The following is a 13,901-nucleotide window of genomic DNA, read 5'->3' on the forward strand; positions in this document are numbered from 1 at the left end:
TAACACTGCTGCCGAACAACCTGCCATTCACCGCTCTCACCCCAGACTTTATTCCTTTCTTTAGACACAAGCTGCCGAAGGCTGCGTTCGGCAGCTGCTACGGGTGAGGGGTTCTGCCTATTGTCAGGCGATAGGCAGACTCTGTGCATGGCGCATTTTCAGGCGCTGGCCCATGCCCCAGCATAGGCCCATGAAGACACTTGTCGAGTTTTACCAACACCTGGGATGGGCCTTGTCACTGCTGGTGATAGTGACCTTTTTGCTGGCCGGTACGGTCAAGGGCGTCATCGGCCTGGGCCTGCCGACTGTCGCCATGGGTATGCTCGGGCTGGCTATTGCTCCGGCGCAGGCTGCGGCTCTGCTGATTATCCCGTCCATCGTGACCAACGCCTGGCAACTGGCCGCCGGCGGCCAGCTGCGGGGGTTGCTCAAACGTCTGTGGCCCATGCAGCTGGGGATTTTTATCGGCACCGCGTCAGGCATGCTGTGGCTCAGTATCGATGGCGGTAGCTGGGTGGTACGAGCGCTGGGCGCGGCCCTGTTGCTTTATGCCCTCAGCGGGTTGTTCCTGCCCACCCTGCGCATCGCCCCGCAGCGCGAACCCTGGCTGGGCCCGGTGTGCGGGCTGATCACCGGGGTCATCACCTCGGCTACCGGGGTGTTTGTTATCCCTGCCGTGCCCTATCTGCAAGCCCTGGGCCTGAGCAAAAACCAGTTGGTGCAGGCCTTGGGTTTGTCCTTCAGCGTCTCCACATTGGCCCTTGCCGCCGGGCTGTACTGGCGTGGCAACCTGGCTGGCGCTGAGCTCAATGCCTCATTGCTGGCGCTTTTGCCCGCCATGCTCGGCATGTGGCTGGGGCAATGGTTGCGCCAGCGCATCAGCGCCTTGCTGTTTAAGCGGGTGTTTTTTATCGGCATGGCGCTGCTGGGTACTCACTTGCTAATCAATAATTAACAATGGATTCGTGCTGTAGCGGCAAAGGTGATTTGACCCATCACGGGTTTTTCTCATGCGAGGGCAACGATATTCTGCCGACATGTTTTTGAACCCCCCTGTCGCTCAACAGCGCTGAGGGTTTAACCCCCTGGAGGCTGATGATGAAAAAAATACTCTTGCTTAACGGTGCGAAAAAATTCGCCCACTCCGATGGTCGCTACAACCTGACCATGCACGACACTGCGCTGGCGTTTTTTGATCGTCAGGGCTTTGAAGTCAAAGTGACTCATATCGACGAAGGCTACGATATCGCCGAAGAGGTGGAAAAATTTCTTTGGGCTGACGTAATCATCTACCAAATGCCCGGCTGGTGGATGGGCGCGCCGTGGATCGTTAAAAAGTACATGGATGAAGTGTTCACCGAGGGGCACGGCAAACTTTACGCCAGTGACGGCCGCACCCGTTCCGACGCTTCGCAGCGCTACGGCAGCGGCGGCCTGATTCAGGGCAAGCAGTACATGCTGTCGCTGACCTGGAACGCACCGCAGCAGGCGTTCGATGACCCGGCCGACTTCTTTGAAGGCAAGGGCGTGGACGCGGTGTACTTCCCGTTCCACAAGGCTAATGAGTTTTTGGGCATGACCGGCCTGCCGACTTTCCTGTGTGTTGACGTGATGAAGCGTCCGCAGCCAGACGTTGATGCGGCCCGTTACGAGCAGCACCTGGCCGAGGTGTTTGGCCTGAAGGCGTAAGCGATGCCGGGGTGGGAGCGGGCTTGCTCGCGATGCAGGCAACTCGGTTGTTATGACGAACCGCGGTGATACCATCGCGAGCAAGCCCGCTCCCACACGTAGATAAGGTCGACCGCGTGAAAGCCAGATCCGATGAGCTGCAAATCTTTGTTTCGGTGATCGAGTGCGGCTCGATATCTGCCGCCGCCGAGCAGGCCGGGCAAACGCCTTCGGCCGTGAGCCGCACGCTGTCACGGCTGGAGGCCAAGCTTGAAACCACGCTGATCAACCGCACCACGCGGCGCATGGACCTGACCGAGGAGGGCAAGTTCTTTTTCGAACGGGCCAAGTTGATCCTTGAGCAAATGGACGAGCTGGAAGAGCGCCTGATCTCGCACCAGCGTACCCCCTCCGGGCGCTTGCGCATCAATGCCGCCGCGCCGTTTGTGCTACATGCCATCGTGCCGTATATCCCTGAATTCCGTGCCCTGTACCCCGAGATCCAGCTGGAACTCAACAGCAACGATCTGATTATCGACCTGCTGGAACAAAGCACCGATATTGCCATTCGTATCGGCACCCTGGCCGACTCCACCCTGCATGCCCGCTCCCTGGGGTGCAGCCCGCTGAATATCCTCGCCAGCCCGGACTACATTGCCGCCCACGGCATGCCCACAAATGTTGCGGATTTGGCCCACCATACCCTGATAGGTTTTACCCAGAACGATGGCCTCAACCAGTGGCCGCTGCGTTATGCGCAGGGCGACCGCTGGCCCATTCAGCCTGCCATCAGTGCCTCAAGCGGTGAAACCGTACGTCATCTGGCGTTGCAAGGTCAGGGCATCGCCTGCCTGTCGCACTTTATGACCCACGAAGATATCAGCGCCGGGCGCCTGCAGGTGGTGCTGGGCGAGTTCAACAGCGGCTATCGCCAGCCGATCCATGCTGTGTATTACCGCAACTCGCAGCTGGCGCTGCGCATTCAGTGCTTTCTGGACTTTATCCAGGCCAAGCTGGCCAGCTACGCGATCTGCGACAAGCCCACAGGGCTTGAGTGAGGTTCCTACATATAAAGCAACGTCTGCACCTGCTGCGTCGCTTTCTATCCCGGCGTACCGATGCAGGAGGCGCTCAAACATGCCTCGCTGTGGCTCAAGGGCGCAGAACTGACCGCCGACGACATCCGTTCCCACCTCAGCGGTTTTGAGGCCGAGCAGTTGTGGTGCGTCATTCACGGCGTCGAGCTGGCCCGTGGTCTGGTGGATGCACTGATCACCGAAACGCGCACATAACGCCTTCGGCAGCTGCTACCAGTTCTGTTTTGGTGCAGAACCGCGCTGCCCTCAAGGGTGTGTCATTGCGCACTTTTACGTTTGTTGTTTGAAAGTATCGCCGAATTCAGACAAGGTTCGGCCACAGTTGATAACAATAAAAGGATGTATCGAATGCGCATTGTGTGGTTCAAAACCCTGGCCCTGACGGCTGCCATCGCGGCCAGCTCTTCGGCGTATGCCGTCACCCTGGACGGCGGCGCAGTCGCCGCACCCGATCAATACGGCGCCGAAGTGGCCGCACAAATTCTCAAAAAAGGCGGCAACGCCGTCGACGCCGCAGTTGCCACCGCCTTTACCCTGGCCGTGACCTACCCCGAAGCCGGCAATATCGGCGGTGGCGGGTTTATGACGATGTACATCGATGGCAAACCCTATTTCCTCGACTATCGCGAAACCGCCCCCAAAGCCGCCAGCCGCGATATGTACCTGGACGACAAAGGCGACATCATCGAGAACTTGAGCCTGGTCGGTTCCCGCGCTGCCGGCGTGCCGGGCACGGTGATGGGGCTGTGGGAAGCGCATCAACGCTTTGGCAAATTGCCGTGGGCCGAATTGCTGACCCCGGCCGTGGGGTATGCGAAAAACGGCTTTAAAGTGGCCGATCAGCAATTTCAGTACCGCGAAGATGCACTGGCGCTGTTCAAGGGCACTACCAATTTCGCGGACTACTTTGGCAGCATGAAGCCCGGGCAAACGTTCAAACAGCCAGAGCTGGCCGTGACCCTGGAGCGCATTGCCGACCAGGGCGCCAAGGAGTTCTACCGCGGCAAGACCGCCGACCTGCTGGTCGCGCAAATGCAGCAGGACAAGGGCTTGATCACCAAGCAAGACCTCAACGACTACAAGGTCAGCTGGCGTGAGCCGATGCGCGTGGATTTTCGTGGCAACACCCTGTACACCGCGCCGCTGCCAAGCTCGGGCGGTATTGCCCTGGCGCAGTTGATCGGTATCAAGGAGGACCGCGCAGCGGACTTCAAAGGTGTGGAGCTGAACTCTGCGCCCTATATCCACCTGCTGGCCGAAATCGAAAAACGTGTGTTCGCCGACCGTGCCGACTACCTCGGCGACCCGGCCTTCGGGAAGATGCCTGTGGCCGAGCTGACCGATCCGGCCTATATCGCCAAGCGTGCGAAAGAGGTTAACCCGAAAGCGATTTCACCGACCGCCAATGTCAAACCGGGCCTGGAACCCCATCAGACCACGCACTTTTCCATTGTCGACAAACAGGGTAACGCGGTCAGCAACACCTATACCCTGAATTGGGATTACGGCAGCGGCGTTGTAGTTAAAGGCGCGGGCTTTTTGCTGAACGATGAAATGGATGACTTCAGCTCCAAGCCCGGGGTGGCCAATGCTTTTGGTGTGGTGGGCGGCAATGCCAACGCTATCGAGCCGGGCAAGCGCATGTTGTCTTCCATGAGTCCAAGTCTGGTAACCCGCGATGGCCAGGTTACGCTGGTGCTGGGCACGCCGGGTGGCTCACGGATTTTTACCTCGATTTTCCAGGTGCTGAACAATATCTACGACTACGACCTGCCGCTGGAAAAAGCCGTAGCTGCACAGCGTGTGCATCACCAGTTGCTGCCTAAAGACACGATCTACTTCGACGCCTATGCGCCACTTACCGGCAAGGTGGCTCAGGAGCTGAAAGCGATGGGCTACACCCTGGAGGATCAGGGCTGGAACATGGGGGATATTCAGGCCATCCGGGTTAAAGGCACTGAGCTTGAAACCGCCTCCGACCCGCGTGGCCGTGGTGTGGGGATGGTGGTGAAGTAAGCCCGCAACGCACATAGACGCATCACTCTTGTGGGAGCGGGCTTGCTCGCGATGCAGACACCTCGGCCATTCTGGTTCACCGAGTTGTTGCCATCGCGAGCAAGCCCGCTCCCACAATTGCTTTTTAGCCCCTGCAATTTGCTACCATCTGTTGCCTGTAACTCCCTCCGTTTTTCCCGTCCCGAATTTTAGGTAAACCATGAAACTCTCACGTCTGCGCGCTGATGTCCTGGCCGGGCTCACGACGTCTTTCGCCCTGTTGCCCGAGTGCATTGCGTTCGCGTTGGTCGCCCATCTCAACCCTTTGATGGGGCTCTATGGCGCGTTCATCATTTGCACCCTAACCGCGCTGTTTGGCGGCCGGCCGGGCATGGTGTCCGGTGCTGCCGGGTCGATGGCGGTGGTGATCGTTGCCCTGGTGGTGCAACACGGTGTGCAGTATCTGTTGGCTACGGTGCTGCTGAGCGGGTTGATCATGCTGGCGTTCGGCTTGTTCAAACTCGGCAAGCTGGTACGCATGGTGCCGCACCCGGTGATGCTGGGCTTCGTCAACGGCCTGGCAATCGTGATTGCCATGGCGCAACTGGATCACTTCAAGGATGGCGACACCTGGCTCAGCGGTATGGCGTTGTACATGATGATCGGGCTGGTGGCCGTGACCATGGCCGTCGTCTATCTGTTGCCTCGTCTGACCCGCGCCGCGCCACCTGCGCTGGTGGCCATTTTGGGCGTAGGGCTGGCGGTGTACTTGCTGGGTTTGCCAACCCGCACCCTGGGTGACATGGCGCATATCGCCGGTGGTTTGCCCAGCTTCAGCCTGCCGCAGATTCCCTGGACCCTTGAGACCCTGGGCATCATTGCGCCCTATGCGATCGTGATGGCAGTGGTGGGTTTGCTGGAAACCCTGCTGACCCTCAACCTCACCGACGAAATCACCGAAAGCCGTGGCTACCCGGACCGCGAGTGCGTGGCGCTGGGGGCGGCGAATATGGTGTCGGGGGCATTCGGCGGCATGGGCGGGTGCGCGATGATCGGCCAGACCGTGGTTAACCTCAGCTCCGGCGGGCGCGGGCGATTGTCCGGCGTGACCGCCGGTGTGATGATTTTGCTGTTTGTGTTGTTCCTGTCGCCATTTATTGAACGCATTCCGCTGGCGGCGCTGGTGGGGGTGATGTTTGTGGTGTCGCAGCAGACCTTTGCCTGGGCCTCTTTGCGAGTACTGAACAAAGTGCCGCTCAACGATGTGCTGGTGATTGTCGCGGTGACCGTGATTACCGTGTTTACCGATCTGGCGGTAGCGGTGATGTGCGGGGTGGTTATTGCTGCGCTCAATTTTGCCTGGCAGCAGGGGCGCCAGATGTATGCCGACGCGGATCTGCAGAGCGATGGCAGCAAGCTTTACCGTGTGCACGGCACGCTGTTTTTTGCCTCGACTACGACGTTTCTCAAACAGTTCGATCCGGGTAATGACCCGGCGCAGGTGACGCTCGATTGTCGCCATTTGAACCTGGTCGATTACTCGGCCATTGCGGCACTGGACACCCTGCGCGAGCGTTATCGCAAAGCGGGCAAGCATCTGCGGGTGCTGCACCTGTCCGAGCGCAGCAAGAAGCTGCTTAAGCGTGCACGGGTGGGGCACGACTGAATCGGCTATCGCCCCCGTTAACGCGGGGGTTGCCGAAGGCTGCGATTTTTACAGTGATGCGGTGCTGTCGGGGTTTTTAAAAAGTCGCATGTTGAACATGCGACTTTTATTGTTTATGACCGATTAAAACTTGCGAATCATCTCTTTCGCTGTGCAGCGGGGATCGGTGCCGGTTTTATCAAATATAAAGTTGACTTCTACTGCTCCTAGACGTGATTCGTTAACGCTGGCTTTCACGAATACAGGGCGACGCACTCCATCCTGCTGAAGGTTGTCATTCGAGTAGCTCCAAGGAGACCAGGCATTCTTTGTGGCGCCCCACACCCGAAGATTTAAATTGGCACTGGTACGCGATTGTGACTCTCTAGGTGCTTTGATTGTATACCCGGTGGTGGTAGCGAAGAGCAAGTCTCCGTTTCTGACGGCCGTTACATAAGCGGTACCTGTAAAGCCATTCGCCGAGCAACTCAGGGTGTAGTCTTTGCGAGATTCAGCCAGCAGTGGAGAAGCGGTCAGTACACTGGCGATAGCAAGACCTGCCAGGAGCGCACGTTTATTTTTGATTAGCATAGTCCAGGGGCCTGTTTTTAATGAGGTCCAGAGATCTTAAGTGCTGTAATCAGCGACGGCGATGGGCGGGATTACATTTAGATGTGGGGGCAGTCGTTATACGTTGTAGTAAGGAGTAGTTAGTGGCTTGGGTATAGGTGATGCCATTAAGCCTTGATGTTGTGGGCTTATAGTTATAACGCTGCGAGGTTGCAAACGTCATTTCCGGCTATGTTGGGGCGCCACGTTTAAATCGTCATTTATCCGGATTTAATCTTAAGGAGTTGAAGAGGGTTCAACTTCTGCAACAGAAGTTGAACCCTGAGTTGTTACACTTTGAAATGGCTCACCATTTCTTGCAGCTGGTTACCCAGGCGCGCCAATTCAACGCTGGACTTGGCCGTCTCGTCACTCGCCGCTGCGGTTTGCTCGGAAACGTCGCGCACGTTGACGATGCTGCGGCTGATCTCTTCGGCCACCGCGCTCTGTTGCTCGGCGGCAGCAGCAATTTGCTGGTTCATCGACTGAATATTCGACACCGTGCGGGTGATGCCCTGCAGCGAGGTCCCCGCGTGACGGGTCAGGGTCACGCTGCTGTCGGTCAGGGTGCGGCTGTTGTGCATCACGCTGGCCACGTGCTGGGTGCCGCTTTGCAGGGCCGCGACCAGGGTTTGAATCTCTTCGGTGGATTTTTGCGTACGCTGGGCCAGGCCACGCACTTCATCGGCCACTACGGCAAAACCGCGCCCGGCGTCACCGGCACGGGCTGCTTCGATTGCGGCGTTGAGGGCCAGCAGGTTGGTCTGCTCGGCCACGGCCTTGATCACGTCCATCACGCTGCCGATCTTGTCGCTTTCCTGTTGCAATACGGCCATGGCTTCGGTTGAACGACCCACTTCCACCGCCAGGCGCTCGATCTGGTCAATGGCCTGGTTGACCACGGTATCGCCTTCGCGGGCTTCATTGTCTGCGGCCGCGGCGGCTTGCGAGGCTTGCTCGGCATTGCGCGCCACTTCCTGCACGGTGGCGGTCATTTCATGCATGGCGGTGGCCACCTGATCAGTCTCGATCTTCTGGCTGTTGACCCCGGCGCTGGTTTGCTCGGTCACCGCGGACAGCTCTTCGGCGGCACTGGCAATCTGGCTGACGCCATCACGGATACCGCTGATCAACTCGCGCAGGGTCGTACCCATGCGCGCAATACCTTGTTGCAGCACGCCCAGCTCGTCGCGACGGGTGACGCGCAGGTTCTGGGTCAGGTCGCCACTGGCGATGCGATCGACCACGGCCAGGGTTTCACGCAGGGGCACGGTGATCTGGCGGGTGATGATCACGGCCGCGGTGATGCCAAACAGCAATACCAGCAAGGTGGTGATCAGTTGCATGCTGTTTGCCGTGGCGCTTTCGATGTCGCGGCGTTCCAGTTGAATCTTGTACAGCTCATCGCTGCGGCCAAGGATGCTGGAGCCGTATTCGGTCATGTCCTTGCGCATGGCAATGATGGTGTTGTCGGTGCTGGTGTACAGCTCCAGCGCCTGCTGGTACTGCTCCATGGTTTTGTTCAGGGTGCGCAGGGTGTCGCCGGCATTGGCGGCAAAGTGCGAGCTCAGGCGGTCTAGGCTGGCAAGGGCCGCGTCCAGTTGCTGGCGTGCGGCCTTTTCCGTGGCGGGGGTGGGCGCAGCAATATAAGCGCGCACCTGATAGCGCGAGAGCAGGAACTGTTCACGTACTTCAGACACGCTCTGGTACATGGCAAAACGGTTTTCGTCACCTGCGGGCAGTTGCAGGGCGCGGTTCAGCAACGTCGTGATGGCGTCCTGGGCCTGAGCGGCGCTGCGGTCCATGTCGGCACGGGATGCGGCGGACTCGACGTAAGCCTTGCGCATGCTCACCAGTGCACGCTCGTAGCGGCCGATGATGGCTTGTTGCTCCTTGAGCAACTTGAGGTTTTCCGGGCTCTGGAAGGTGGCAATCAGCTGACTTTGTTGCGCAGAAAACGCGTCAATGCTGGCCTGTACACTTTGTGCGGCAGTTTCGTCGCCATCGGTCAGCATGTATTGCAAACGCGTCACCCGCAGGTTGGTAAACGCGGTGTTTAAACGGGTGATGTCGCTCATCCAGTTACTGCGATCAATCATCTGGCCCAGACTGATCCAGTTGCTTACGGCCATTACGCAGGTAAGGGCCAGTACCAGGCCAAAGCCCAGGGACAGTTTCAGGTTGACGCTGATATTGCTCAGCCATCTATTCATAGAGTTCTCCAGGAACGCTGCACGCATGATCTAAGTTCGCTGAAGGGAATTATTTTTTTTGACCCAGCCGAGTGTTGTGTTGGAGGGGTATCGGCTGCATTCGCCAGAGCTGAAACGTTTTGTTGGGCGCCAGTTCACATAACAACCTATCCATTTGAGTAGCGTGCCTGGATTGCGCTTTTACGCTTTTTTTCACATCCGTTTCACCTGCCTCTGACCTCCCTTTTTTTAGCCTATGTTCAGCTAATAGAGACCTGCTTTATGCAAGTCTGTTTATACCGCCGGGCCGCGAAACGACCCGTTGTCATATTCGCGCTATAGGGTGTCGGTCAGTGATATCACTGGCTGGCGCAGAGGGCATAAGCATCGTGACGTTGAGTCTTGATCAGACCGGAATTAACCGTACGCTGTTGCGTCGTGCTCTGGTCCGTTACAAAAATGTGCTGGTGGTGATCGTGGCAAGTGCGCTTGCCGTTGCGCTGACATTGAGGCTGCTGGCCCCTGCGGCCCCGCCTGATCTGGCGCAGCCCAGCCATGCCGATCGTGTGTTGTTGCTCACCGACAGCTGGGCCAAGGGTGATGTGATTGCGCTGGTTCGACACGGCGAGCGTTGCGACCGTTCCTCGGCCCAGTGCCTGGGCCCCATGGACGGCGTGACGGTGCGCGGTGAAGCAGCAGTTCAGGCGCTGGGCGCAGACTTCAGGCAGTTGGGGCTCAGCCATACTGATATTCACAGCAGCCTGCTGACCCGAGCCCGACAAACCGCCGATGCCATGTTTGCCCGCCCGGTAGAGGCGCAGGACTGGCTGTTCAACTGCCGCGGCAGCATGCTGCGTGATGCTCTCAAGCACAAAGTGGCGGGCCACAACCTGATTCTGGTGAGCCACAGCGAATGCATGGACCAACTGTTGATGGACATGAACCTGTCAACCAGCACCACGTTTGGCTATGGCGCTTCGTTGTTTATCAAGACCGATGGCGCGAACGAGGATCCGCAGATGCTGGGCTATATCGAGCCCAAAGACTGGAAAAATATCGTGCCGGTGGTCACCCCGAACAACCGTCACGGGTTTGAAGCCTCGCAGTTCTAATCGTGGGCGCGAGCAGGTTCGCGCCCATAGAGTCAATCTATCGCCCTCAATTGTGCTTGAACAAACGATCCCAGTTCTGTTCTGCCGGCAATGGCAGGTCGCTGAGTTCGCGGGCCACCACGTTTTCGATATCGTTGGCGCTGAGCACTTTTTCGTCGAGCCATGGCCAGGTCGCATCCGCATCGCGGAAGTTGAGCTGGTTGTTCAATTGCTGGCACGCCTGGGCGAGCAAGTGCATCAGCGCCCACAGGCTGGTGATGTAGGGTTTTTGTTGCTCGGGGATGCGATTGAGCAGGGCGGCCACGTCAGGCAGGTTCGCACCGGGTGACAGGTTGCTGCGCAGGTTCCATAGAATCGCGCCGTTGTTCGACACCTCCTGATTGGCCAATGCCGGGTCGGTGCTGACCTCGACATTGAGTTTCACATGCTGCTGCTCTAGCTGATCGATCAGATAGTTGGCCAGATCGGATTTGCGCAAGAAGGCGGTGGCCGTATTGAAGGCCAGGTGAGCGTCGTAGTCGCTCAATGTTTTGCTGGATATACCGATGGTCATGGCGGGCTCCTTGGTCGGGAATTGTCCAAGGAGCGTAGTCAATGTGCCGTGATCGGCCACGGTATCTGCGGTTGCGTTGCCCGGGATCAAGTTTATGGGGCTGAAGCGGCCAGGCTGACAAGGTAGAAGTGGTGCCGGCCGACGCTGAGCTTGTCGAGAGTCTTGAGGGCCATGCCCGGTATCTCGGGGTTTTCTACCAGGGCGATATTGTCGGGGGATGCGCTGAGGAATGCCTGCAACTCTTCGGTTGAACTGAGGGTGTGCTGCAACTGCTGGCTGTAGAACACCACGGCGCCGAGGCGTTCGTCGGGCCGCAGCAGTGCGACCTGCTTGCCGCTGGCCTGCAGGCTCATGACCTCAGCGGCGAGGGGCTGGAAGGACTGTTCCTTGTCGGCCAGCGGTGCCCGATGGGCCGCCAGCAGGTAGGCGCCCACCAGAGCGGCCAGCAGCGCGATGGCAAGCGGGCGATGGTTGTCGCTGAAGAATTTGGCCACGGTCGAGTGCGCGCTTTTTTGGTACAGCCAGTCCAGCAGCACCCGGGCGTACTCGGCGGCAATCACTGCAGCCGCAGGGGCCATCGACATCATGTACACCGCCCGCTTGCTGGAGGCGAGGTTGAGCAGCACAAATTGCGCGACCAGCCATACACAGAAAAACAACAGGAAGGGGTTGCTGCGCAGTTGTTTGCGAAAGTGCCACAGACCCAGATAGGTCAGCAGGTTCCACGGCAGGAAGGCTTCGGGCAGTTTTCGCAGGTAGTAGTAAAAGGGTTCGTAATGCCCGGCTTCAACAAAGGAGCCGCTAAAACGCCCAACGCTGTTGGTCAGCAGCAGTTCGCTGACTAACGGCATGCCGCCGCGCTGATAGAGCATGCACAGCCAGACCGTCAGCGGGATCAGCCCCAATAGGGTCAGCAGGGCAGGGCGTAGCCAGTTGCGCGGCTTGAAGCGTTTTTCCAGCAGGCTTTCACACACCAGATAGACAAAAATCACCACGCCCGGCAGTGCCAGGCCCAGTACGCCTTTGCTCAAGGTGGCAATGGCGATGCCGGTCGCGAATAACAGCCAGCTGCCCCGTGCAAAACCGGGCTGGCGGTTGGCATGAAAAAACGCCAGCAAGGCCATGGTTACGCCCAGGGTGAGCAAGGCATCTTCGCCCACCTGGCGGGTGTTGCCCCAAAATATGCCCATGGTTGCCAGCATGGCGGCGGCTGTCCAGGCCAGTGCTGTGGGGCGGCCCAGCTTGCGCAGCATTGCATAGAGCAGCAACACGCAAAATAGACCGGCAAAGGCCGAGGCCAGGCGTACGGCGAACAGTTCGCCGCCGAATACGCGAATGGCTCCTGCATCCAGCCAGAGGCTCAGGGGTGGTTTTTCCAGGAAGGGGGCATTGAGCAAATTGGGCGTTACCCAATCGTCGCTCAGGTGCATCTGCATGGCTATGCCTGCCACGCGGGACTCTGTCGAGCCCTGCAATTGGTGATTCCCCAGCGCAAAAAAGAACAGCACGCAACCGAGAAGCAGTAACAGCAGGGCAGGACGAGTCAGACGCATTGGGCTACCAGGCAGCAATCGAATGGAGTACTGCACTGGAGTATAGGAGGGCAAATCTTAAAGCTTTGTGAAAGCTACACAAACGCTTGTGTCAGAACGTTGCCTTGACCTGCAGCCCCGCGACCAGCGCATTGCTGCGCTTGGCGCCGTAGAAAGCCCCTGGTTCGATGATGTATTGCAGGTCCGGGCGCAACAGCAGCCACGGCGTGACTTGCGCGCCGTAGTTGAGCTCCAGCAACTGCTCGCCGCTGTCCAGGCTGGCGATCATGTCCGCCTGTTCCGGGCTGCTGGCTGCCGCTTCCTGCACGTCGCGGGAGCGCGAGTTGAATACGGCGCGGCCGTAGGCAAAGGCGATGCTGTCTTTGGGGCGGCTGGCAAACGGCTTTTGTTTGACCAGGCCTACCGAGTACCAGTGGCGCATAGGCGAGGTCGCGGCATTGCTGCTGGATGCCTGGCCAAAGGCGCGCAATACGCTTTCGGGGTCTTGCTCATCACGCCAGATGGCCTGGTCGACCAGCACATAGGCGCCGGTACGGTTGTTGGCTTTTTGCGTGCTGCCAATCTTGCGGGTATTGGAGGTGTCGTAGTACCAGCCCACTTTGTATTGGCCATTGAGCCAGGCGTTGTTGGTGAAGATCGCTTCCAGCGGCATGATCGCTCCGGTAGTGCCTTTGGTGGTCATGCTGAAGGCTTCGGAGGAGCGACTGTTGTATTCGGGGTTGACCTGGAACACGGCGGTTTGCAGGGTCAGGGCCGGGCTGACGGTGTAGCGCAGTTCGCCGCCCCAGTGGCCGGTGGGGTAGTTGGTCCAGCCGCTGCCATTGGACTGCGTCAGCGGATGCGCGCAGAAACCGGCGTTGACGAAGCTGGTCAACAGCGGCATGCCTCCAAAGTCGTTGCCCATTGGCATAAAGCCAACCTTGGTGGTCAGGTCTTCGGAAAACAGGGTGCGCTGGTAGCTGAACTCGGACAGGCGGGTGTAGTTGCCGCCGGCGTTTTCCTGGATTGGCAGGCGGTTGCCTACGAGGTCTTCGGAGGCGCTGTGACCGCGACGATCATTGACGGTGATTTGCACCAGGCCAGCATCGGCGCTACCCAGTATTTTGCTCAGGTCGAACTGGGCACCGATACGCACTTGTTGCGAGTAGCGGGTGCCGTGCTTGATCCCGCCATGCAAGTTGGAGAAGGTTTCGGAGTTGTAATCACCGGTCAGCTTGATGCCCTTGTCGATCAGCTTTTGGCGCTCGCCGCCCCAGTCGCCGGTCAGGGTCGAACGGTTCATCAGGTTGTCGGTGGTGTCGGCCAGTACGCAGGCAGGCGTCAGGGCCAGCAATGACAAGCCGCCGCACAGGCTGGTGTTCAGCAGGGCGCGGGAAGAGAAAAACATCTACAGAAGCTCCTTTATATGAAGTGTCGGCGACGGGGCGCGACACGATGCCGCACATTATGAACTATTTAGTTAATTAATTTCATATTT

At 58.7% G+C, this 13,901-nt stretch carries 12 protein-coding genes and 1 pseudogene; 7 read left to right on the top strand and 6 right to left on the bottom strand.

From position 1 onward, the window contains the following. Positions 1–190: 190 nt before the first annotated feature. The 6 genes from GHN92_RS03125 (at position 191) to GHN92_RS03150 (ending at position 6,426) form a co-directional block, all read left to right on the top strand. Positions 191–955 carry a sulfite exporter TauE/SafE family protein gene (locus tag GHN92_RS03125; protein WP_095002470.1) on the top strand — a complete coding sequence of 255 codons (765 nt, stop codon included), beginning with the start codon at positions 191–193 and terminating at the stop codon, positions 953–955. Between the two features lie 143 nt (positions 956–1,098). Then, positions 1,099–1,689, top strand: a complete 591-nt coding sequence (locus GHN92_RS03130) for an NAD(P)H-dependent oxidoreductase (RefSeq protein ID WP_095002471.1) — start codon at positions 1,099–1,101, stop codon at positions 1,687–1,689. 116 nt (positions 1,690–1,805) lie between these two features. Then, positions 1,806–2,726 carry a LysR family transcriptional regulator gene (locus GHN92_RS03135; protein ID WP_095002472.1) on the top strand — a complete coding sequence of 307 codons (921 nt, stop codon included), beginning with the start codon at positions 1,806–1,808 and terminating at the stop codon, positions 2,724–2,726. 60 nt (positions 2,727–2,786) lie between these two features. Continuing rightward, positions 2,787–2,960, top strand: a complete 174-nt coding sequence (locus tag GHN92_RS03140; RefSeq protein ID WP_178102593.1) for a hypothetical protein — start codon at positions 2,787–2,789, stop codon at positions 2,958–2,960. Between the two features lie 153 nt (positions 2,961–3,113). Next, on the top strand, positions 3,114–4,781 hold the full coding sequence (gene ggt, locus GHN92_RS03145) for a gamma-glutamyltransferase (protein ID WP_095020641.1): 1,668 nt from the start codon (positions 3,114–3,116) through the stop codon (positions 4,779–4,781). A gap of 199 nt (positions 4,782–4,980) precedes the next feature. Next, positions 4,981–6,426 carry a SulP family inorganic anion transporter gene (locus GHN92_RS03150; RefSeq protein ID WP_095018718.1) on the top strand — a complete coding sequence of 482 codons (1,446 nt, stop codon included), beginning with the start codon at positions 4,981–4,983 and terminating at the stop codon, positions 6,424–6,426. Positions 6,427–6,549: 123 nt separating this feature from the next. Here the strand turns inward: GHN92_RS03150 and GHN92_RS03155 are convergent, their stop codons facing one another. The 3 genes and pseudogenes from GHN92_RS03155 to GHN92_RS24395 form a co-directional block, all read right to left on the bottom strand. After that, positions 6,550–6,996, bottom strand: a complete 447-nt coding sequence (locus GHN92_RS03155; protein WP_133144349.1) for a hypothetical protein — start codon at positions 6,994–6,996, stop codon at positions 6,550–6,552. 308 nt (positions 6,997–7,304) lie between these two features. Then, complete coding sequence (locus GHN92_RS24390; RefSeq protein ID WP_370824284.1) at positions 7,305–8,168, bottom strand: methyl-accepting chemotaxis protein; 864 nt, start codon at positions 8,166–8,168, stop codon at positions 7,305–7,307. Next, positions 8,160–9,254 (bottom strand): annotated as a pseudogene (locus GHN92_RS24395) (methyl-accepting chemotaxis protein); the annotation flags it as partial. The gene GHN92_RS24390 and the pseudogene GHN92_RS24395, both read right to left, overlap by 9 nt. Before the next feature lie 341 nt (positions 9,255–9,595). Here GHN92_RS24395 and GHN92_RS03165 point away from each other — a divergent pair. Beyond that, on the top strand, positions 9,596–10,318 hold the full coding sequence (locus GHN92_RS03165; RefSeq protein WP_240043183.1) for a histidine phosphatase family protein: 723 nt from the start codon (positions 9,596–9,598) through the stop codon (positions 10,316–10,318). Between the two features lie 46 nt (positions 10,319–10,364). Here GHN92_RS03165 and GHN92_RS03170 read toward each other — a convergent pair whose 3' ends face one another. From GHN92_RS03170 to GHN92_RS03180, 3 genes are all read right to left on the bottom strand, one after another. Next, a complete protein-coding gene (locus tag GHN92_RS03170) occupies positions 10,365–10,871 on the bottom strand; it encodes a hypothetical protein (RefSeq protein WP_095018720.1) in 507 nt (168 codons plus the stop codon). 92 nt (positions 10,872–10,963) lie between these two features. Further along, positions 10,964–12,424, bottom strand: a complete 1,461-nt coding sequence (locus tag GHN92_RS03175) for a glycosyltransferase family 39 protein (protein ID WP_095031905.1) — start codon at positions 12,422–12,424, stop codon at positions 10,964–10,966. Positions 12,425–12,515: 91 nt separating this feature from the next. Then, positions 12,516–13,811, bottom strand: a complete 1,296-nt coding sequence (locus GHN92_RS03180; RefSeq protein ID WP_095024395.1) for a carbohydrate porin — start codon at positions 13,809–13,811, stop codon at positions 12,516–12,518. Positions 13,812–13,901: the final 90 nt, after the last annotated feature.

It is taken from the genome of Pseudomonas sp. FSL R10-2964 (assembly GCF_009600035.1).
In the GTDB taxonomy this organism is placed as follows: Bacteria; Pseudomonadota; Gammaproteobacteria; order Pseudomonadales; family Pseudomonadaceae; genus Aquipseudomonas; species Aquipseudomonas bubulae.